General features: G+C 64.0%; 13 protein-coding genes and 3 pseudogenes. 5 read left to right on the top strand and 11 right to left on the bottom strand.

Annotation, left to right across the window (positions count from 1 at the left end; translation table 11 throughout):
• Positions 1–87: 87 nt before the first annotated feature.
• The 6 genes from FXV83_RS39170 to murI all read right to left on the bottom strand — a co-directional run bounded on the left by FXV83_RS39170 (position 88) and on the right by murI (position 4,921).
• Positions 88–1,155 carry a threonine aldolase family protein gene (locus FXV83_RS39170; protein WP_148745394.1) on the bottom strand — a complete coding sequence of 356 codons (1,068 nt, stop codon included), beginning with the start codon at positions 1,153–1,155 and terminating at the stop codon, positions 88–90.
• Positions 1,155–1,322 (bottom strand): hypothetical protein, encoded by a 168-nt coding sequence (locus FXV83_RS43310; protein WP_187436470.1) that lies wholly within the window; start codon positions 1,320–1,322, stop codon positions 1,155–1,157. Before FXV83_RS43310 ends, FXV83_RS39170 begins: the two co-directional genes overlap by 1 nt.
• A 116-nt stretch (positions 1,323–1,438) precedes the next feature.
• Positions 1,439–2,056, bottom strand: a complete 618-nt coding sequence (gene rpsD / locus FXV83_RS39165; protein ID WP_148745393.1) for a 30S ribosomal protein S4 — start codon at positions 2,054–2,056, stop codon at positions 1,439–1,441.
• A gap of 200 nt (positions 2,057–2,256) precedes the next feature.
• Positions 2,257–3,024 carry an acyltransferase gene (locus FXV83_RS39160; RefSeq protein ID WP_148745392.1) on the bottom strand — a complete coding sequence of 256 codons (768 nt, stop codon included), beginning with the start codon at positions 3,022–3,024 and terminating at the stop codon, positions 2,257–2,259.
• Between the two features lie 263 nt (positions 3,025–3,287).
• Positions 3,288–4,061 carry an HpcH/HpaI aldolase family protein gene (locus FXV83_RS39155; RefSeq protein WP_148745391.1) on the bottom strand — a complete coding sequence of 258 codons (774 nt, stop codon included), beginning with the start codon at positions 4,059–4,061 and terminating at the stop codon, positions 3,288–3,290.
• Positions 4,062–4,123: 62 nt separating this feature from the next.
• The gene (gene murI / locus FXV83_RS39150; RefSeq protein WP_148745390.1) at positions 4,124–4,921 is read right to left on the bottom strand and encodes a glutamate racemase; all 798 of its coding nucleotides are present in this window, start codon (positions 4,919–4,921) and stop codon (positions 4,124–4,126) included.
• A 301-nt stretch (positions 4,922–5,222) separates the two neighbouring features.
• Here murI and FXV83_RS39145 point away from each other — a divergent pair, with 301 nt between their 5' ends.
• Positions 5,223–5,864 (top strand): glutathione S-transferase family protein, encoded by a 642-nt coding sequence (locus FXV83_RS39145; RefSeq protein WP_148745389.1) that lies wholly within the window; start codon positions 5,223–5,225, stop codon positions 5,862–5,864.
• A gap of 27 nt (positions 5,865–5,891) precedes the next feature.
• Here the strand turns inward: FXV83_RS39145 and FXV83_RS39140 are convergent, their stop codons facing one another.
• The gene (locus FXV83_RS39140) at positions 5,892–6,698 is read right to left on the bottom strand and encodes a Crp/Fnr family transcriptional regulator (RefSeq protein ID WP_148745388.1); all 807 of its coding nucleotides are present in this window, start codon (positions 6,696–6,698) and stop codon (positions 5,892–5,894) included.
• 229 nt (positions 6,699–6,927) lie between these two features.
• Positions 6,928–8,014 (bottom strand): annotated as a pseudogene (locus FXV83_RS39135) (SecDF P1 head subdomain-containing protein).
• Between the two features lie 244 nt (positions 8,015–8,258).
• On the opposite strand from FXV83_RS39135, the gene FXV83_RS39130 reads away from it, so the two are divergent.
• Positions 8,259–10,166, top strand: coding sequence for an acyl-CoA synthetase (locus FXV83_RS39130; RefSeq protein ID WP_148745387.1), 1,908 nt, complete (start codon positions 8,259–8,261; stop codon positions 10,164–10,166).
• Between the two features lie 80 nt (positions 10,167–10,246).
• On the opposite strand, the gene FXV83_RS39125 is transcribed toward FXV83_RS39130, so the two are convergent.
• Entirely contained in the window at positions 10,247–11,617 is a 1,371-nt protein-coding gene (locus FXV83_RS39125; protein ID WP_148745386.1) for an ABC transporter substrate-binding protein, read from the bottom strand.
• 161 nt (positions 11,618–11,778) lie between these two features.
• On the opposite strand from FXV83_RS39125, the pseudogene FXV83_RS44615 reads away from it, so the two are divergent.
• The 3 genes and pseudogenes from FXV83_RS44615 to FXV83_RS39115 all read left to right on the top strand — a co-directional run.
• Positions 11,779–12,300 (top strand): annotated as a pseudogene (locus FXV83_RS44615) (CHASE3 domain-containing protein); the annotation flags it as partial.
• 93 nt (positions 12,301–12,393) lie between these two features.
• Positions 12,394–13,689 (top strand): annotated as a pseudogene (locus FXV83_RS39120) (sensor histidine kinase); the annotation flags it as partial.
• Between the two features lie 256 nt (positions 13,690–13,945).
• Positions 13,946–15,796 carry a caspase family protein gene (locus tag FXV83_RS39115; protein ID WP_148745384.1) on the top strand — a complete coding sequence of 617 codons (1,851 nt, stop codon included), beginning with the start codon at positions 13,946–13,948 and terminating at the stop codon, positions 15,794–15,796.
• A 54-nt stretch (positions 15,797–15,850) separates the two neighbouring features.
• On the opposite strand, the gene FXV83_RS39110 is transcribed toward FXV83_RS39115, so the two are convergent.
• Both FXV83_RS39110 and FXV83_RS39105 read right to left on the bottom strand, forming a co-directional pair.
• A complete protein-coding gene (locus FXV83_RS39110) occupies positions 15,851–17,023 on the bottom strand; it encodes a M20 aminoacylase family protein (RefSeq protein ID WP_148745383.1) in 1,173 nt (390 codons plus the stop codon).
• A 262-nt stretch (positions 17,024–17,285) separates the two neighbouring features.
• The gene (locus tag FXV83_RS39105; RefSeq protein ID WP_148745382.1) at positions 17,286–19,394 is read right to left on the bottom strand and encodes a HAMP domain-containing methyl-accepting chemotaxis protein; all 2,109 of its coding nucleotides are present in this window, start codon (positions 19,392–19,394) and stop codon (positions 17,286–17,288) included.
• Positions 19,395–19,435 lie beyond the last annotated feature (41 nt).

Raw genomic sequence — 19,435 nt, 5'->3', positions numbered from 1 at the left:
AGCCCGGATGGAGCGAAGCGAAATCCGGGAATCCATCCGCTCGGCGAGAATCCCGGATTGTGCTACGCTCCATCCGGGCTACGGGACTCAGGCCCCGCGCACGATCTCTCTGATGTGGCCGATCGTCTCCTCGATCTGGTTCGCATTGACATCGAGATGCGTGCAGGCGCGGATGCGGCCGTCCATCATCGCGAGCGTCACGCCGCGCTGGCGGAGCGCGGCGACCATCTTGTCGCCGGGAATGCCGGCGCCGTCGGGCTTGAAGAACACGAGATTGGTCTCGGGCTCCTGCACTTCCACGCCCGCGATCTGAGACAGCCCGCGCGCCAGGGCGCGCGCGTTGGCGTGGTCGTCGGCGAGACGGTCGACGTGGTGGTCGAGCGCGTAGATACAGGCGGCCGCGCAAATTCCGGCCTGCCGCATCGAGCCGCCGAGGCGCTGCTTCCACTGCCAGACCGCGTCGATGAACGCGCGCGAGCCCGTGAGCACGCCGCCAATCGGTGCGCCGAGGCCCTTCGAGAAGTCGATCCACGCCGAATCCCAGCCCGCGGTCATGTCGCGCGGAGAGATGCCGGTTGCCACCGTGGCGTTCAGCAGGCGCGCGCCGTCCATGTGGGTGACGAGGCCGTGTTGCTTCGCGATGGCAACGATCTCGTCCAGCGCGGCCTTCTTCCAGATCGTGCCGCCGCCGATATTGGCGGTCTGCTCGACGCTGACGACCGTCTGCGGCGGCTGGTAGCGGGTGCGGGGGTGCAGCGCCTTGCGCAGGGTTTCCGGTGTGAATTGGCCGTCGGGTCCCTTCAATTGCGTGACCTGAAAGCCGCCGATCGCGGCGTGCGCGCCGCCCTCGCGCGCGATGATGTGCGCGCTCTCATGGGCGAGAATCTCGTCGCCGGGACGGCAATGCACCAGCGTCGCCGTGACGTTGCACATCGTGCCGGACGGCATGTACACGGCGGCCTCCTTGCCGAGCAGCCCGGCGACGCGCTCGCACAGCGCATTCACGGTCGGATCGTCGCCGACCTGTTCGTCGCCGACCTCCGCCCGCGCCATCGCCTCGCGCATCGCCGCCGTCGGCTTCGTCTGCGTGTCCGAAAGCAAATTGATGCGCACCGGCGGCGCCTTGGAATCGACGGGGGGAGGGGTGTAGAGCATCACAAACCGTGTTTCTTCCACATGGCGCGAACTTCGTCGGCACAGGCTAACTCGCCGCGGGCGATTTCAGCTTCTGCCTCTTCTAGTTCGGCCTCTTCCATTGTTGTCAGCTGTAGTGGAGGCCGATCATCAACCTTGTCAAAGGCCTCGTCGAGAGGACGCGTCATGATCAATCTCCATCGATCGCGACTGTAGCACAGGGGGATCGTGGGATGGAGAGGCTGCCTCAAACGAAAAAGGCCCCGGAAAAACCGGGGCCTTTGAATATCGATCTTCCGAGCTATCAGCGCGAATAGAATTCGACGACCAGATGCGGCTCCATCTGCACCGGGAACGGCACGTCGGAGAGGCCGGGGATGCGGATGTATTTCGCGGTCATCTTGCCGTGGTCGACTTCGAGATAGTCGGGAGTGTCGCGCTCGGCGAGCTGGCTGGCTTCGAGCACATGGGCGAGCTGCTTGGAGGCTTCCTTGACCTCGATCACGTCGCCGACCTTGAGCTGGTAGCTCGAGATGTTGACCTTGCGGCCGTTCACCTTGATGTGGCCGTGGTTGATGAACTGGCGCGCGGCGAAGATCGTGGAGACGAACTTGGCGCGGTACACGACCGCGTCGAGACGGCGCTCGAGCAGGCCGATCAGGTTCTCGCCGGTGTCGCCCTTGAGGCGGCTCGCCTCGACATAGACGCCGTGGAACTGACGCTCGCTGATGTTGGCGTAATAGCCCTTCAGCTTCTGCTTGGCGCGCAGCTGCACGCCGAAGTCCGAGAGCTTGCCCTTGCGGCGCTGGCCGTGCTGGCCGGGGCCGTACTCGCGGCGATTGACGGGGCTCTTCGGGCGGCCCCAGATGTTCTGGCCCATACGGCGATCGATCTTGTACTTCGCCTCACTGCGCTTAGTCATCGCGTCCTCTGTCGGTTCATGGTTTGAGGAAACGCGCCCTCCTGTGTGACGGGCTATGCCCGGCACCGACAGGTCCGATCCCCAAAGCTGGAAGGGACAGGACCACGGGTCGCGAAACGCTTCGCGGGCCGAAATCGGCCCGCGAGCAGGCGGCTTTTAGGAGAGTTTGGGGCGTGCTGTCAATGAGAATAGCCGCGAAATCAGGTCCTGACCGCCCGAACCGACTTCGGTCCGGCCGCGCGCAATTCGGTAGCGATTTCAGTGTTCAGCACCTGTTCCAGCCGGGTTAGGACCCGGGCGATCGGGGCGGCGTCAGTGACCCGATGGTCCCAGCGGATCACGACATGGATGGTCTGGTCCGGCGCCACCGCTCCGTAGCTGACGATGAAAGGGCCCGGCGTGATGGCCTGGAGCTCGCCGCCGCCATAGGCGGCCACCGAGGTCACCGAGAAGCTGCCGAACCAGTTCCCTCGCTGTCGGCCGAAATTCAGGCCGATCGCCCAGGACAGGCGCCGCAGCGGCAGCGGCAGCCGGGTCGCCCGCATGATCTTGCGAAACATGGGGACGTCCTCGATCGGCGCCGTCTTGGCGTGCCGGATCAGGGCGTCGACCTCAGCCAGGGGCAGGGCCTCCGGGGCCGCGATTCGCTGCGGCAGCACGCATTCCTCGCCGTCCTCGATCCGGGCGATGGCTATCGACGCCACGCTCTTTGGAAGCTCGTAGAGCATCGGCCACGGCCACTTAGCGTAGACCGTGCGCAGGATCGGCTCATCCCGGGCAACCAGGGCGAAAGCCTTGACGAACATCGCGGCCCAGCCGGCCGGTACGGCCGCGCCAGCGCGGGCCTCGAGCAGGGAGCGGATACGGAGCGGGCGGGACAGCGAGACGAAAGGCACGCCCATCGAGGCGCGCATGAGGTCGACGATGAGGCGGCGCGGCAGCGAAATGTTCTTCGGTTGACCGCGCATCGTTCTCTGGTTCCTGCGGGATTAAAATATGTGCAGCGAGGGGCTTCTCCGCTCGCCGCCTGCTCTAGCATGAACCAACCGGCTTGGGGCCAGTCGGTTCGCCGCATCATGAGGGCGCTGGCGTCGCCAGCGTTTTGGACCTGTCACGATGAAAATTCTCATGATTTTCAATGGCTTATCGGAATTGGTCTTGGCGTCTTGAACTCCCTGGAACGGCCGACCCTGGCAGCGCAGCGGTTCCCGGCAAGACTGGCCGCAACTGCTTAGCGCTTGATCCCCTCGAACGCCGCCAGGATGCCGCGCTGGAATAACGACCAGTCGAAGCCGAGCGCGATCGCGCGGTAGCCGCGGTCGACCAGGGCGTTGGCCTGTTCGGCGGTGCGCGCCACGCCACCGATCGGCACGCCGCTCTTGAGGATGCCGGCTTCGGCGCGCGCGATCAGCTCCAGGAGCTTCGGATCGTCCATCTGGCCGCGCTTGTCGATGGAGGTGGCAAGGTCGCCGGGGCCGATCACCGCGACGTCGATGCCAGGGGTGGCCATGATCTCGTCGATGCGGTTGACGGCATCGACATGCTCGATGGTGATCATGCAGATCATCTCGTCGTCGGCGCCGGCCATGTAGTCGGGCATTGACTGTCCCCAGCGGAACGGCGCGTGGAAAGGCCCCCAGAGGCGGTCACCGCGCGGCGGATAACGCACGCTGCGCACCGCCTTGTCGGCCTCGGCGCGATTGGTGATCATCGGAAAGTTGATGCCGAAGGCGCCGATGTCCATTGGGGCCTTAGCAAGCCAAGGCTCGTTCGCCGCGATCCGCACCAGCGGCATGCAGGGCGTGCCCGTCGTCGCCGCGATCATCGCGTGCGCTTCGGTCAGGCCGATCGGCCCATGCTCGAGATCGACGATGATCCAGTCGAGCGAGCGCGCCATGATCTGCACGGTCTGCACGCTCGGGATGGTCGCGATTGCGCCGAAGGCAGGGCGGCCCTCGCGCCACAATTGGCGCAGACGGTTGAGCGGCGTAGTCGGAGCCGACATGGGAGAAACCTGCAGGCAGATGACGATGGCAGAGCCTAGCAGCGCGCCGCCGGCGCGCAAAGTCAGGCCGGCACGCGGCCGCCGAAGAACGGCGTCAGGGCTGCGCCGAGACCATGCACGCGGTTCGAGGTGAAGATCATCTCGGCGCCGGACTGCACGATGCCGCCGATGTGCGAGCCGAGCAGGTCCGAGACGCGGCGGGCGATCGCAGGTGCCGGATCTATCCAGTCGACCGGCCAGGGCGCAAGCCGCGTCAAGCGCTCGAGCAGCAGCGGGTAATGCGTGCAGGCGAGCACCACCGTATCCGTGCGCGCGCCTGCGTCGGCGGGATCGCCGACGAAGCAGGGGGAGAGCTCGGCCAGAATGGCGCCGTCGCTGATCGTATCGCCGCCGAGCGCGCGTTCTGCGAGCGAGGCGAGCTCGGGCGAGCCCACCAGCGTCACCTCGCAACCCTGGGCGAAGTCGCGGATCAGCGCGCGGGTGTACTCGCGCTTCACCGTGCCCTTGGTGCCAAGCACCGAGACGCGGCGGCTCTTCGAGTGGGCGCAGGCCGGCTTGATCGCCGGCACCGTGCCGACGAAGGGCACGGAATAAACGGCGCGCAGGTGCGATAGGACCAAGGTGGAGGCTGTGTTGCAGGCGATGACGACGAGGTCAGGATCATGTGTGCCGATCAGTTCGCCCATCAGCGGCACCACACGGGCGATGATCTCGTCCTCGCTGTGGTGGCCGTAGGGAAAGAAGGCGTCGTCGGCCACGTAAACGTAATGCGCATCCGGGCGCGCAGCCACGACCTCACGCAGCACCGTGAGCCCGCCAAGGCCGGAATCGAACACCAGGATCGTCGGAGAATTGGTCACGTGATTACCCTACCCCGTCATGGTTACCATTCGGTTTTTGGGGCGGTTTTGCGGCGAATCTTCCTTTTACCGGTCGATCCATACCGTCAGCGGCTATGTGATCGTGCGGCTCAGCGCCACTGGCCTGATCTGGGAAGTCATCAACCCGACGCCGGCGCTGCCGCTAAGACCTCAAGCCGGCAGAAGCGGGGCAGGGCGCCGCTCTGCGCTGCGTCTGTGCACGGCGAAAGTTGACGGCCTTTGCCAAGCCGTAGAAACAATGCGGTGTTTCGCCCGACAGGCAAATGTCGCAGGAGGCGCCATGCTCACCGTCCATCATCTCGGCAAATCGCAATCCGAGCGCATCGTCTGGCTCTGCGAGGAGCTCGACATTCCCTATGAGCTGAAGCGCTATACGCGCGATCCCCTGACTATGCTGGCGCCGGCCGAGTACAAGGCGCTACATCCGATCGGGGCGGCACCGGTCATTGCCGACGGCGATCTCATGCTCGCCGAATCCGGCGCCATCGTCGACTACATCATTGCCAAATACGGCAACGGCCGCCTCGTGAAGCGCCCGGATGATCCCGACTTCGCGCAGTTCCTGTACTGGTTTCACTTCGCCAACGGCACGCTGCAAGCTGGTATGGGCCGGCTGATGCTTCTGAACCGGCTCAAGCTCGCCGAGGACAATCCGATGCTGCTTGCGATCAAGGCGCGCGTCGATCGGGCCTTCGATCTCGTCGATGCCAGGGTGGGCGCCGCCGAATATCTGGCCGGCAGCGGCTTCACCACCGCCGACATCATGATGGGCTTCTCGCTCACCACGATGCGCTACTTCCAGGCCTACGATCTCGCGCGATGTCCGAACGTGGTCAAATATCTCGGCCGCGTCGGCGCCCGTCCGGGCTACCAGCGCGCGATGGAGAAGGGCGATCCTGGCATGGCGCTGCTGCTGAGCTGAGCGGCGACGCCGGGTCGCTCGCGCCGATCATGCGATCCTGTTCGTGGTCGCGGCTCGTTCAGCGCTCAGCTGGTCCTGCAAACGCTGGATGTTTTGCAGCAGGCGCTGGCTGGTGAGGACCAGGAAGTAGTAGCCGAATTGCGGATCCTGGAAGTAGATCTCGAGCAACCGGTCATAGGTGATCGTCAAGACCTGACCGTCTTCGATGCACTCGACCGTTCCGGTTCGCCGGTTATCCGGCGTGAGGAAGCCCAGTTCTCCCATGAGAGTTCCCGGCAAAATCTCGATGTTGATTTCCTTGACGAGGAACTTGCCGGTAACCGTGAGAAACATTTCATTCGCCGGATCGCGCATTTTGAAGAGCGTGTCGCCGCGGCGATATTTCCGTTCGGTCATGAACGGCTTCAGCCACTCGATCGACATGTCGCCTTCGGCGGCATGGCGCGCCTTCTTGACGAGCTTGAGCATTTGCCGCAGGCGCAAGGCGTTGATCGGAAGCAATAAGAGATACAGCAGGAACGTCGAGACATTCGCGGAGAGCGCGCCGAAAAGGGCGAAGAACGCGCAGCCGATCATGTTGGCGACGCGCAGCGGCACCATCGTCCGCATCAGCAGGGTGGCGACGAAGAAGCCGGCGCCGACCGCGGCGAACAGATTGGCAAACGTGATGTTGTGGACCACGATCTCCAGTATCCGATTGAACAGCGCGTCATAGGTGATGTTGTCGGGATCGAGGCCCATCTGGACGAAAATCTTCGCGATCCTGAGATTGTCCGCCGCCGCATTGAGAATGCGGTCGAGGATCGACGAAATGTCTGCGCTGCCGGACGGCATCATAATGTCCTCTGCGTAAGACCGCCGGTCTTCGTCGCTGTCCCGAAGAGGGATAATCGAAATCGGATGACGGGCGTTTGACCAGCATTTCCGGCGGTCCGGCAATTCTATCCCGAACGGCGGATTCGGCAATTGGCCGCCTGTCGCACGCGGGACCCGCTTCGTGCGTTTTCGACACCCGGAAGGGATGGGGCCGTCGGCGTGATCGGAGAGGCGGAGACCGGCGGCTTTACGGCTTGGCGGCGGGCTGGATGATCTGCTGCTCGATCAGGGCCAAATGCCCCGGCAGCGAGCCTGCGCGCAGCATCATGGCGACGCTGTTGGCCTCATTCAGGGTGAAATTGCCGGAGATCTGGCCCGAGCCGCCGGTGATGGGCTCGCGAATCACGGGGGCCGAGATCACCTTGTCGTCGAGCACGATCGCAAAGGGTTTTCCGATATTCTCTTCCGTGACGTGGGCAAAGCGGCGGGTGCCGCGCCCGTTGAAGCGGAACGAGGCGATCGGATCCTGCGTGCCGCTCGCATAGCCGGGGCCGGCGTAGCTGAGGTCGTCGCCCTCAAGCGCGCTTTCCTTGGCGACCAGGTAGGGACGCTTGTCCTTGAACCCGAACAGGATTTCCGCCCCCGCGGGAGGCGTGCCTTGCTGCGCCTGTTCCGCAGGCATCGAAATGTCGATCAGGCGGAAGCTGACCCGGACCTTCTTGGCAAAGACCGCAGTCACGCGCTCCGGCTCCATCACGTCCGGCAGGAAGATGCGGATGCGGTCCGGCCCGTCGGGCTGGACGCTGGTGAGCTTGATGCCGATGTCCTTGAGGCGCTGCTCGATCATGGCGACGGAATCTTCGAGGAGATCGTGCAGCCCGCTGGCGAGTGCAGCGTCAGTGGGCGCGAGTCTGGTCAGGCCGTCGCCGCCATCTGTCACGGAGAGCGCATGCGTGGGCAAATTCTCCGCGGCTGACGCGAGCTTGCGCACGAGTTGCTCGCGCCCCTTGGCATCCGCGATCTTTACCTCGACGCTTCCTTCGCGAATTGCAAGGCCGGAGAACGCAATGCGGCTCTCACGGAGGTTCACGGAGGTTCTTGTAGGCGTCGTCGCGCAATTCGGTGACCACAGACTCGCGCAAGGCGCCGGCATCGACCTTGTAGACGATGCGCGAGCCGCCCTGCTTCTCCATCATGTTGCTGATGAAGGCCGAGACCTTCGCGCGCATCTTGTCGAGCTGCGCCTCCTCGGCCACCGCGGCGCAGGGCAGGGCGATCGCCGAGGCTACGGCGAGTGCGACGAGCAGCCGCGTGATCCGGTTCGGGGTGGGCATGGTGTCCTCAAGTCTTGCGGCAAGGCGCTGGCTGGCGGCCCGGTGCCAGTTCTTGGTCCCCGGATCGTGCGAGGAGGTTCAAAGGACGTTTCAACGGGGCTCGATCGCCGCAGCCGGTAAGGAATAGACGAACGCCAAATCATCCATCATTCTGTCCGCGCGACCGGCAATCGGTCGCGGCCTCGCCTGAACCAATGTCAAAAGACAGGAGGCGGGGAAATGCACCTGAGGGAGGACGGAATTCATGGCGGGCATCCACGCGCTCGATCGGCTCATCGGCAACGACTATCCGGACCTGGCGACGGACGAGGGGCTCCGGGCATTCGAGCAGGTCCCCTACGCGAAGCGCGTCGCGGCCGAGAGCACCTATGACGCCATCAGCTTAGGCGCCGCGCGCAACCCCGATGGGGCCGCGATCCAGTTTCTGCAAAACGCCGATCCGGCCGACACGCCCGTCGTGGTGACCTATCGCGATTTCGTCGCCCGCGTCACGCAGGTCGCCAACATGTTTCACGCGCTCGGCGCGGAAAAGGACGACGTCATCAGCTTCATGCTGCCGCTGGTGCCGGATGCCTTCGTGACGCTGTTCGGCGCCGAGGCCGCGGGCATCGCCAATCCCGTCAATCCGCTGCTGGAGCCGCATCAGATCGCGGAGATCCTGGAGGCCGCGAAAACGAAAATCCTGGTGGCGCTCGGGCCGATGCCGGGCACCGACATCTGGCAGAAGGTCGAGCAGATTCGCCCGCAGCTCAAGCATCTCAAGGCGATCGTGCAGGTGTTCGGCGGCGGCGATCCGGCGAAAGGGATCTTTGCGTTCAGCGATCTGATCAAGCAGCAACCGTCCGACCGGCTCGTCAGCGGCCGCAAGATTGCTGGCAGCGACATCGCCGCCTATTTCCACACCGGCGGCACCACCGGTACGCCAAAACTGGTGCGGCACACTCATGCCAACCAAGTCTATCAGGCCTGGGCGCTCAATTTGCTGCTGAAGCCGAAGCCGGGCGCCAACATGCTGTTCGGCATGCCGCTGTTTCACGTCGGGGGATCGCTGACCCAGGTGCTGACGACGTTGTCGGGCTGTGGCTCGCTGGTCGTGCTGTCGCCGAGCGGATGGCGCAATCCGAATTCGGTGAAGAACATCTGGGGGCTGGTCGAACGCTTCAAGCCGGAGGCGCTGTCGAGCGTGCCGACGGTGCTTGCCGCCACGCTGGCGGTGCCGCCGGGCAATGCCGACATTTCCAGCCTGAAATATGCCGCCGGCGGCGGCTCGGCGATTCCCGTCGCCGTGGGCTCTGCGATCCAGGACAAGCTCAAGCTGCCGGTGGTCGAGGTCTATGGCATGACCGAGACCTCGAGCGTGCACACGCTGGCCTATCCTTCGCGGCCGATCAGGCTCGGTTCGGTCGGCCTGCCGATGCCGTACGCGCGCGTGCGCATTGTGCAACTCGATGCCGACGGTCGCCTGATCCGCGACTGCGCGCCTGACGAGATCGGCGTCGTCATCATGGCCGGGCCCGGCGTGTTCGGCGGCTATCTCAACGACGAACACAACACGGGCGCCTTCGTCGACGAGGTCTGGGTCAATTCCGGCGATCTCGGCCGGCTCGACGCCGACGGCTATCTCTGGATCACCGGCCGCGCCAAGGATCTCGTGATCCGCGGCGGTCACAACATCGATCCGGCGCCGATCGAGGAGATCATGTTCCGTCATCCCGCCGTCGGCTTCGCCGCCGTGGTTGGTCAGCCCGATGCCTATGCCGGCGAGCTGCCTGTCGGTTACGTGCAATTGAAGCCAGGCGCGAAAGTCGAGCCTGGCGAGCTGGAGACGTGGGTTCGCGAGCGCACGCCGGAGCGCGCGGCCGTTCCTGTGCAGGTCATCCCGATCGATCCGATGCCGGTGACCGGCGTCGGCAAGGTATTCAAGCCGCATCTGCGTTGGGACGCAGCCCAGCGCGTGTTCACCAAGGTGCTGACGCCGCTCGCCGGGCGCGGCATCGACTGCAAGGTCAAGGTCGGCGCCCATGGCAGCCACGGCTCGATTGCGACTGTCACGCTTGCGGGCTTGCCGGAGGATCAGCGCGAGGTAGTTGCCGACGAAGTGCACACGCTGCTCGCCCCATTCGTGATGCGGCACGAGGTGGTTTTCGCCTAACCAGCATGGCCGAGCGGGTAGGCCTGATGGGGCCGCGCACAGCGTGGCTCCAGCTCTTCCGATTGGACAACGCATCGCCGCTACCCGCGGATCGCCGCATTGGCCCTTTCGGCTGCGCCGGTCATCGCATCCTTCGCCGATTTCGCACCGTTGACCACCTCATTGACGCCGATCATGAAGGCGTCCAGGATCGGTCTCGATTGCGGATGGAAAAGGATTGCCTTGGCGCGGTCGACATCGGCATTCTGCAAGTTGGTCAGCGCCGCCTCGGCGGCTTGCGAGCCGAACGCCTTCTTGAACCCCTCGCTCGACCAGGCCGACACGCGTGTCGTCGCCAGCCCTGCTGCAGCAGTCTTCAGCGAGGTCGCCCTGCTCGTGGCCCAGAGCAGGAACAGAAAAGCCGCCCGCTTGTTTCGAGATTTGGAATTGATGCACGCCTGCCAGTGCGACATGAAGGGGACGGGTCCGCGACCGGCGAGATGCGGAAAGGTTGCAAACCCAGCTTGCTTGACGACACGGCTTTTCGCTGGATTGGAGATGTCGGTAGCGAAGTTGCTGCTGTCGATTGCCATGGCCGTCCGCCCCTGCAGGAAGTCATCCAGCACGTTGTACCATTCATAGCTGCCGACGCCGGCAGGCCCGGCCTGACTGAGCAGCCGTCCGTACATCTCGACGGCCGCGATCGCCTCCGGGCTCGCGAAAGCGACCCTGTTGTGCTCGACCATGGCCCCACCGTAGGAGAACAGGAAGCCCATGGCCGGTGGGGAGGAATTGCCGCTGGCCTGGGCCCGCATGGCGATCCCCGACATCGCGTTGGCCTTGACCGCCTTGGCGGTGACAAGCAGTTCTTCGAAAGTCTGGGGAATCGGCTGGTCCTTGGCTGCCAGCGCATCCCTGTTGATGAACAGGGTCATCGCCTCTGAGGTAATCGGGACAGCGTACCGTTCGCCGTCCGACCACAGCGGGAAGGCTCGGGCCGTCTTGAGCAGATCGCTCTCGTCATACCAGGTGGGGTCGGTCAGCGACCTGTTGGAATAATAGCCGTTCAGTGGCTCCAGCCATCCGTTCGAGATGCCCTGGCCATAGGTCGTGAACATGAAGACGTCGGGCGTGCTGCTGCCGCGCGCGAGCCTGATCGGCAGCGCGCCGAGGTACGTGGTTTCCAGTTGGAAATCGGTGGTGATATTGATGCCGGTGAGTATGGTGAACTCCGGCAACAGCGGCGTGATCGCAGCCGACCACGGATGGATCGCGCCCGAAAGCGCGATCGTCTGTCCCGCAAATTGCTTCCAGTCGATCGCGGCGCTGGTGTGGATCGCGGCGGCATCCTGGGCAACACTCCACCGCGGCATCATGGCCGGCAGCACCGCCCCCGCCGCGCCCAATCCCTTAACGAAACTGCGCCGGCTGGCCGGCATTTGACGGTTCAGTGACTTTTCACCCTGCGCCATGCTAATGCTCCTTCCCCAAGGCAGTCATTCACGACACGTGAGCGGGGCCGCATCCTACGGCATCGTGGCCCTCGCCAGACGACTTACGGGGTCCGAAGCCGATGTAACCTAGTCAGGTTCCGGCTCACCCTTGCGGGCTTATCCATGCTATCATCCTAACAATGCTCTGGCCTTGGCACCAGAAGACGCGCCGGTCACGCGAGCATGACCCTAGGCAAATGTCAGCCTCTGCTTCGGCCCTATCTTTGCGATGGTTTTCTCGTCCGCTGATCCTTGCGGTCGCAGTGCTTGTGACCCTGTTTGCCGCGACCAGCTTCCTCGGCCTGCAATATTGGCAGGAGCGGCAAGCAGCTCATCACTTCATCGAGCATAGCCGCCAAGTACTCGAAACGCTCGATCGGCTGCGGGCGATCGTCGCGGAACTGGAGACCGAAAGGCGCGGGTATCTCATGACCTTCGACCCCGCCTATCTCAAGGCCTACGGCGTCTCTGACGAAAGTGTCCGACGGGAGGCTCAGGCGCTGCAGACGCTGGTCGAGGACGATCCGTTGCAGGGCCTTCGGGCCGGACATCTGGCACTGACCGTTGCAGCAACGTTGCGCGAGATCGACGAGCTGCTGAAGACGGCCGGTACGTCCGGGCTGGCCGCGCTGGCAATGATCCGCAGCATGGACGAGATCCGCTCGCAAATCGACCAGATGGTGGATCACGAGCGCTTTCGGCTCGCCGACCGGGAGGCGCGCGCCGAAGCATTCGAGCGACGCTGGACCTGGCTGATCGCCGGCGCCGTTGTCCTCGTCGTCGCGCTGGCCGGGGCAGCGCTGGCGCTCGCGCGGCTCGAAGCGAAACGGTGGAGAAAGGCGACAGAGGAGAACATCCAGCTCCAGAGTGATCTTGCAGCACGAGATATCAAGATCAGGCGGCTGTTCGATGCCAACATCATCGGCATCATTATCTGGGAAATCGAGGGGCGCATTCTCGAGGCCAACGATGCATTCCTGCGCATCGTGGGATACGACCGAGAAGATCTCACAACAGGGCGCCTGCATAGGACCGACCTCACGCCGCCGGAATGGCGCGACCGCGACTTGTATACCGTGGCGGAATTGAAGCGGGTGGGGACGGCCGAACCGTTCGAGAAAGAGTATGTGCGGAAGGACGGAAGCCGTGTGCCCGTGCTGATCGGCGGGACTATGTTTGGAGAAGGTACGGATAAAGGCGTCGGCTTTGTCCTTGATCTGACGGCTCTCAAGCGGGCGGAAGCCGAAGCCCGCGAACACGAGCGGCGCTACCGTGAAGCCCTGATGGAACTTGCGCACGCAAACCGCGTCACCACGATGGGGCAACTAACCGCTTCGATTGCCCATGAAGTCAACCAGCCGATCGCCGCGATAGTGGCGAACGCCGAGGCCGGGTTGAATTGGCTGGAGGCCCAACCGCCAAACCTGGAGCGGGTTCGACAGACGTTCGACTGGATCACCAGTGACGGCACGCGAGCCGGCGATATCATCGGTCGCATCCGGGCGCTCATCAGGAGCGCTCCCCCGCAAAAGGAGAATCTGGAGATCAACCAGGCGGTGCTTGACGTCATCGCTCTGACCCGGAGTGAAGCATTCAAGAACGGCGTGTCGGTGCGAACGCAATTTGTCGAGGGCTTGCCGTCCGTTCAGGCAGATCGGGTCCAACTTCAGCAAGTGATGCTCAACCTGATCGTCAACGCGGTCGAGGCGATGGGCGCGGTCAGCGAGGGGGGACGCGAGTTGTTGATCAGCACCGGCAGAGATGCATCGAACGGCGTGCAAGTCACCTTGCGGGATTCCGGTCCGGGACTGGATCCGAAGAATGTGGAGCGTCTGTTCGAAGCCTTCTACACCACCAAGCCCACAGGCATGGGGATGGGCCTCGCCATCTGTCGCTCGATCATCGAGGCGCATGGCGGACGGATGTGGGCCGGCGCAAACGAGCCTCGGGGCGCCGTCTTTCAGTTCACCCTGCCTCTCGCGCCGGACGAGACCGCATCCCGCCTGCTGAGGGCGCGTGAGCCAGCGGGTCTACGCTCTGCGGCCCAATGACGACGAACTCTGCGGTGCCCGCACCTCTGATAGAGGTGCACGCACTGCTTGCACCCTTCGTGATGCGCCACGAGGTGGTGCAAGTATAGCGACCCGAAACAGGATCGGGCTGTGGCCCCACAGGAGGGGGCGACGCTTCGCCGCATTATCCATATCGCCGTTCGAGAGCCTCTATGTGACGGCCATCACATAGTAAGAATTGGCAATTGGGCGATCATCCGAATAGTCTCGTAGAATTGCATTCGGGGGAACGCAAGTGATTCCGTTTCGGCTATTTGCTTTGTTGATTTTTGCCATTGGCCTTTGCTGCGGACCGGCACATGCCGATCGGCGGGTTGCGCTCGTGATCGGCAATTCCGCCTACAAGAGCGTGCCCAAGCTCGGCAATCCCGCGAACGACGCCACCCTGATTGGCGGCATGTTCAAGAAGGCCGGCTTCGATTTCGTTGACGTCAGGCTGGATCTCAACGCCAGCGAGATGCGGCGCACGTTGCGCGAATTCGCCGGCAGGACGCGCGATGCCGACATGGCGGTCATCTACTATGCCGGCCACGGCATCGAGCTCGAAGGCACCAACTATCTCATTCCGACTGACGCGGCGCTGGAGACGGATGGCGATGTTCTCGACGAGACTATTCCGATGGAGCGCGCGCTGTTCGCGGTCGAGCCTGCCAAGCAGCTGCGCCTGATCATCCTGGACGCCTGCCGCGACAATCCCTTTTCCAAGACCATGAAGCGCACGCTGGCCTCGCGCGCGATCGGGCGCGGGCTCGCCAAGGTCGAGCCGACCAGCCCCAACACCATGATTGCCTTCGCGGCGAAGGCGGGATCGACGGCGTCCGATGGCGATTCCAGAAACAGTCCGTTCGCCATCGCGCTGGTCGAACACCTGCCGAAGCCGGGCCTGGACCTGCGCAAGGCCTTCGGCTTCGTGCGCGACGATGTGCTGCGGAGCACCACGAACAAACAGGAGCCCTTCGTGTATGGCTCGCTGGGCGGCGATGACGTGCCGCTGGTTCCTGCCAGGCCGGCCGCAACCGGTCCGCAGGCAAATCCGCAGTCCGAGCTCCGGCGGGACTATGAACTTGCGCTCCAACTCGGCACGCGGGACGGCTGGGAGGCCTTCCTGGCGCAATATCCCGAAGGCTTCTATGCCAACCTGGCCAAAGGCCAGTTGAACAAGATCGGTGCCGAGGAGACGCGCGCGTCGGCCGAACAGAAAGCGAAGTCGGCCGAGCAGGAGAAGGCAAGGCTTATTGCCGAACGCGCCCAGAAGGCCGAGCAGGACAGGGCGGCTGCGGCCGCCAAGGCCGCTGAAGAGGCCCGGATCGCCGCGGAGAAGCAAAAGCAGATCGAGCAGGCGAGGACCGACGCAGCCGAACAGCAGCGCAAAGTGGCGGAGGCTGCCGCTGCAAAAGCACAGGCCGAGAAGCAGGCGGCGGAGAAGGCCAAAGCCGAACTCGCCGCCCGGCAGGCCGCGGAGAAGGCGTCAGCACAGCCTGCGGCAAAGCCGGCAGCCGATCGACAGATTCCCGAGCCAGAGAACCAGAAGGTGGCCGCGCTCTCGCCTGCGCCGGCATCCGCGTTGTCTGCAGCCGATCTGGCGAAAGCCGTGCAGAGCGAATTGCGCCGCGTCGGCTGCCTGTCCGCGGCGGCCGACAGTGACTGGAGCCCCGCATCGCAGCGTTCGCTGACACTGTTCAACAAATATGCCGGCACCCAATTCGATGTGAAGCTCGCCAGCGTCGACGCGCTCGATGCGCTGAAGACGAAGCCGGGACGCGTTTGCCCACTCGTGTGCAACTTCGGATTCAAGGCCGACGGCGATCAATGCGTGAAGATCACCTGCCGGGCCGGTTATCGCGTGGGCGACGACAACGAATGCGAGAAGGTGCAGGAGAAGAAGCCGGTTGCGACGCGCGATGATTCCAAGAAGCGCGATCAGGACCGGAAGCAGTCTGAGTCTACACCCCCGACCTCGCAGGCTTCCGGGCAGATGATCTGCAACCCAGCCGGCTGTAGACCGGTTGCGAAAGGCTGCCGCCTTGGTTCGGTACCCAGTCCAGGCCTCGGAACCGTGAAAATTCCTGGCGAGATCTGCAACTGACTCGCCCGGCTGCGCCCCCTGTAGGGCAGGGCGCCGACATCGACATTGTCTTAGCTAGCCCGCTGGCATCCGTGTCTCCACCAGCCGCACCCAGTATGACGCGCCGTGGCCGAGGATGTTGTCGTTGAAGACGTAGGCCGGGTGATGGCAATCGTTGCCGTCGCCCATGCCGACCAGGATCATGGCGCCTGGGCGCGCTTCCAGCATGAACGAAAAATCCTCGGCGCCCATCATCGGAATGAACTTCTCGTTGACGCGATCGGCGCCGACGATGTCGCGGGCGACCCCGGCGGCAACGCCGGCTTCGCGCGGATGGTTCATCGTCACCGGATACATGCGGGTGTATTTGGTTTCTGCCGAGCCGCCATAGGCGCGGGCGACGCTGTCGGCGACCTCGCCGATGCGGCGCTCGACCAGATCGCGCACTTCAGGATCGAGCGTGCGCACGGTGCCGCCGAGCTCGGCAACCTCGGGAATGATGTTGAAGGCGGTGCCGGCATGGAATTGCGTGATCGAGATGACGGCGGATTTGAGCGGATCGACGTTGCGGGCGACGATCGACTGTAGCGCGCCCACGATCTGCGAGCCGATCAGGACGCTGTCGACCGACTTGTGCGGGCCGGCGCCGGCATGGCCGCCCTTGCCGTGAACGGTGATCTGGATGTTGTCGGAGGAGGCGAGCATAGGGCCGGGCGTGGTCGCGAAATGGCCCTCCGCCAGGCCCGGCATATTGTGCATGCCGTAGACTTCCTGGATGTTCCAGCGGGTCATCAGGCCGTCCTCGACCATCGCCTTGCCGCCGTCGCCGCCTTCCTCGGCGGGCTGGAAGATCATCACAGCCGTGCCGTCGAAATTGCGCGTCTCGGCGAGATATTTTGCCGCGCCGAGCAGCATGGCGGTGTGACCGTCATGGCCGCAGGCGTGCATCTTGCCGGGGACCTTTGAGGCATAAGGCACGCCGGAGGTTTCCATGATCGGCAGCGCGTCCATATCGGCGCGCAGTCCGATGGTCTTGCCGGAAGCGGACTTGCGGCCGCGGATCACGCCGACCACGCCGGTTCGGCCGATGCCCGTCACCACCTCGTCGCAGCCGAATTCGCGCAACTTGTCGGCGACGATGCCGGCGGTGCGGTGAACTTCGTAGAGCAGCTCGGGATTCTCGTGGAAGTCATGGCGCCAGGCGGCCATTTCGTCGGAGAGGGCGGCGATGCGATTGACGATGGGCATGGGGAGGGTCGTTCCTGAAACAGTGCGATGCGTCGAGTTGTCGGCGCAGCGTAACCTGCCATCGTGCCACGGGCAAATCGCAGGCTGTATTTCGCCCCGGCACTCTATACCGCGGAACGTCAGCGACATATCCATAGGACGCGTTGATTTGAAGCTTCGCCCGACGTCATACCTCGTGAAGCTCTTCGCCGCAGCGACTTCGAGAGGAATCGGGATGAACAGTCCGGCGAAGCGCGTCGTGCCAGCAGCCTCTCAAGATCGGTCATGCGGCGCGGACGGTGGTCAGGAATTTGTCGACCTCCGTCTTCAGCCGGGCACTGTCGCTGGCCAGAGTTTGCGCTGACATAAGGACCTGACCGGATGCCGAGCCGGTCTCGGTCGCACCGCGCTGAACATCGGAAACGCTCGATGCAACCTGATGGGTGCCCTGTGCCGCCTGTTGAACGTTGCGAGAGATCTCCTGCGTCGCAGCACCTTGCTCCTCGACCGCCGATGCAATCGCAAACGAGATCTCCGAGATCCGGCTGATGGTGCCACTGATCTCCCTGATTGCGCCGACCGACTCCTGCGTGGCTGTCTGGATGCCGGAGATCTGCTGGCTGATTTCGCCCGTTGCTTTCGCGGTCTGCTCAGCGAGCGCCTTGACTTCGGATGCAACCACCGCAAAGCCTCGGCCCGCATCGCCGGCCCGGGCAGCTTCGATCGTCGCGTTCAGAGCTAGGAGGTTCGTCTGCCCGGCGATGGTGTTGATGAGCTCCACAACATCGCCGATCCGGGTTGCCGCGTGCGACAGGGCATTGACGCGGTCGTTGGTCCTTTTTGCCTGCTCGACGGCTGCCACCGCAATTCTGGCGGCATCCTGCACCTGGCGACTGATCTCGATGACCGAAGAACTCATCTCTTCGCTGGCCGAGGCGACCGACTGAACGTTCGTCGAGGCCTCTTCCGAAGCCGCCGCGACCATCACGGACAGCTCCTGGGTGTTCTCCGCCGTCTTCGTCAGCGTGTTGGCCGCAGCTTCGAGTTCGGTCGACGACGACGAAAGAGTCTCGATGATTTCCCCGACGGCGTTCTCGAACTGACCTGCCAGCTCGTTCATGTCGGCCTTGCGGCGCGCCGCCGCATGGGCCGCCGCCTGCGCCTGCTCGGCGCGGAGACGGTCAGCCTCGATTATGTTGTCCTTGAAGACCTGAACGGCGCCGGCCATCTCGCCTATTTCGTCGGCGCGCCCGACCCCTGGCACAAGCGTGGAGGTTTCACCGCCGGCAAGCTTGCCCATCGCCGCGGTCATTTCCTGGATCGGCGTTGCGATGGCACGCGATGTGAAGAGCGCAATGATGGCGCCCAAGGCTAGGCCGAACGCGAGCAGTCCCCACAAGACCGTCATCAGGAGCGAGATGCCATCGTGCACCTCCTCCTTGGCTTGCGCGAGCATCTCCTTCTGGTTGGTCTTGATTCCTCCCGAGCGCGTGCCGTCGGCGCCCTTCGGCCCGTCAAGCAAATCGAGAATCCTGAGCGCGCGCGGTGCCGCTTCCGTCACGAGGATGTCGACCGGCGCATTCCAGCCCGTCGATTCCCGAAGCGCAAAGATCTTGTCCGAAAGCGGTGCAAGCTCCCCGCGCGCCTTGGCGATCTTGTCAAAGGACACGAGCTGAGCTGCCGTCAGCAGGCCCTTCTGGGCGCTCACCGCCGCAAAGCCCTTCTCGAAGAGTTCCCATGGCCTCGCGAACTTCTCCCTGTCGCTCTTGTCGCCCGACAGGAGATACATGCGGAGCTGAGCCATGGAGGCGGCGAAATTGCCGCGCGTATCCGCCATCGCCTTGAGCACTCGCTTGCGCTCCGGGGTTGCCTCCAGAACCTCCTCCTCGTTGATCATCCGCGTGAGCTCCGAGAAGATCGCCTCGGCGCGGGGACTTGCCTCGGAGGTGAGGAGCTTGCTTGCGGGATAAGCGTCGGGCGTGAAGGCGATCGTCTCGGCCTTGTCCTGGGCGGTGCGGAATTCGGCGAGCAGCGCCCGGACCTGCGCCCATCTCTGCTTGTTCTCCGGATTGGTGAATTGCGTTGCCATTTCGTCGAACGCGGCAGCGGTCGCATCCATTTCCTTCCACATCGCCTGACGGTCAAGCTTGCCCTGCGGATTGCCCGTCAGAAGGTAGCCACGCAACGTCGCGAGCGTCGAATAGACATTTCCGACCAGCTCGGTGCTTGCGAGCGCAACCGGCGTGCGCAGGTTCACCATGCGATCTACAATCCTGGAGACTCCGTCGACGGCAAAAACCGTGTAGCCGACGGAAAGTGCGATAATGGCGCAGACGGCGGTAAAGCCGGCAAGCAGTCGTCCGCGTATGCGCAGGTTGAAATTGAACGGCATGGCAATACTCCTCGATCCCTGCGAACTGCTGCCGCAAGGAA

The organism is Bradyrhizobium hipponense (assembly GCF_008123965.1).
GTDB lineage: Bacteria > Pseudomonadota > Alphaproteobacteria > Rhizobiales > Xanthobacteraceae > Bradyrhizobium > Bradyrhizobium hipponense.
Note: the sequence above shows the minus strand (reverse complement) of the source record. Positions and strands in the feature narration are given on the sequence as shown.